The following is a 1,497-nucleotide window of genomic DNA, read 5'->3' on the forward strand; positions in this document are numbered from 1 at the left end:
CCTTTAAAGCGATAGTTTTTAGGTAAACGAATTGCCTGGCTATCACCGTTTTTAAAAANCTTAGCCTTATTCATATATATTTTAGTATATATATGAATAAGAAAGAGTCAATGATTTTTTCGATAATTTGGCCAAAATGATTTTGAAACTGATAAATAGAGAAAAGTAGAAATTTTTGCTGACTTGCGCCTAACGAAAGAGACTTCTCGACGTTCGCGTTCCCGGAGCGCCTGTGCGCGAAGGGATTGACGGAGGCTTGAGCGAGCCTTAGTGAGCGATTACAAGCCGAACGTCAAAGCGAATGTGGCGAAGGCCAAGCGAGAGTTGCGAAGCAATCTCGAAGCGCAGTGAGAAGCCGAAGTTAGGCGCAGTCTTGCTTTCGTTAAAGTTTTTCCGAATTAGTAATAAATTTTGTTAATTGCTCTGAAAGCAGGGATAGCCCATCTTCATCACTTGTATAAAAAATTACTCTGTAAATTCTAAAATCAAACGGAAGCGTACCTTCATCCTGAGTAATTAGAATAACTCGTTTGCCAAGAGTATGAGCAATTCCAATTTCGTAGAAAACATTTGGGTTTTTATTGGTTAGATCTGCAATAATGAGGTTTGCTTCATTTATCCCTGTCCAAATATCCTCAAGAACATTATGCCCGGATAGGTCGTCGGCTCGTTTGCATTTAAAGTTTAATGAAGTTACCTGGTGTTTAATTTTTTCCCAAACTAAATCTGACCAAATTTCTGTAAATGGCATTAAAACAAACGCATAGTGTTTGTTTAAAGTGAAATTTCGATTTTTGAAGATTGGATTTACTACTAATTCTTCTTTTCTATTATACACATCGAATCTCATTTTTTCAAGTTTGAGTTGAGCTCTTAATATGGTTTCGATTTGGTTGTTGAGATCTTCAGAACCACTCTCTATGGTATAATTTCCATTCGGACCAGTTATCTCATTAACAAATTGGAAAATAAAAATTATTCTTTCTCCGGTACCCATAAAATTAATCTGCATTAAATCGACATTCCCATTGCATTGAATAAAAATGTTTTGAAAAGATTCCAAAGTTTCGATTGGGGAAAATACTTTTTGATTAGATTTTATCATTCCAGAAAGTTTTATATCATCTGGCAGCAAGGATTTAATATAGCTAATCGTTGAAATGATTTGTTCGATTTTAAGTTCTGGTGAAAAGCTGAAAAAATTCTGTATTGATGGGAAACTTTGCATAGCCTATCCGTTTACGATTCCAAAATAATTTTATAGCAAGATTGCGCCTAACGAAAGAGGCTTCTCGACGTTCGCGTTCCCGAAGCGCCTGTGCGCGAAGGGATTGACGGAGGCTTGAGCGAACCTTAGTGAGCGATCACAAGCCGAACGTCAAAGCGAATGTGCGAAGCCGTAGTGAGTCCGAGCGGGAACCGCGAGTGACGAACGAAGCGAGAAGCCGAAGTTAGGCGCTGGTCAGCATCTTTAAAGCCAGTTTTCAATTTTAAGAT

At 37.9% G+C, this 1,497-nt stretch carries 2 protein-coding genes; both read right to left on the minus strand.

The window, feature by feature from the left end; genetic code table 11:
• The coding region (locus LEP1GSC060_RS20875) for an antitoxin (RefSeq protein WP_420805492.1) at nucleotides 1-74 on the minus strand (74 nt) is incomplete at its 3' end.
• Between the two features lie 308 nt (nucleotides 75-382).
• On the minus strand, nucleotides 383-1,228 hold the full coding sequence (locus LEP1GSC060_RS19030) for a hypothetical protein (protein ID WP_003009112.1): 846 nt from the start codon (nucleotides 1,226-1,228) through the stop codon (nucleotides 383-385).
• Between the last annotated feature and the right edge of the window lie 269 nt (nucleotides 1,229-1,497).

Source organism: Leptospira weilii serovar Ranarum str. ICFT (assembly GCF_000332415.1).
Taxonomy (GTDB): Bacteria; Spirochaetota; Leptospiria; order Leptospirales; family Leptospiraceae; genus Leptospira; species Leptospira weilii_A.

Excerpts from the sequence above, each read along its gene's own strand:
- LEP1GSC060_RS19030 (WP_003009112.1), bottom strand. The coding sequence starts at position 1,228 with ATGCAAAGTTTCCCATCAATACAGAATTTTTTCAGCTTTTCACCAGAA.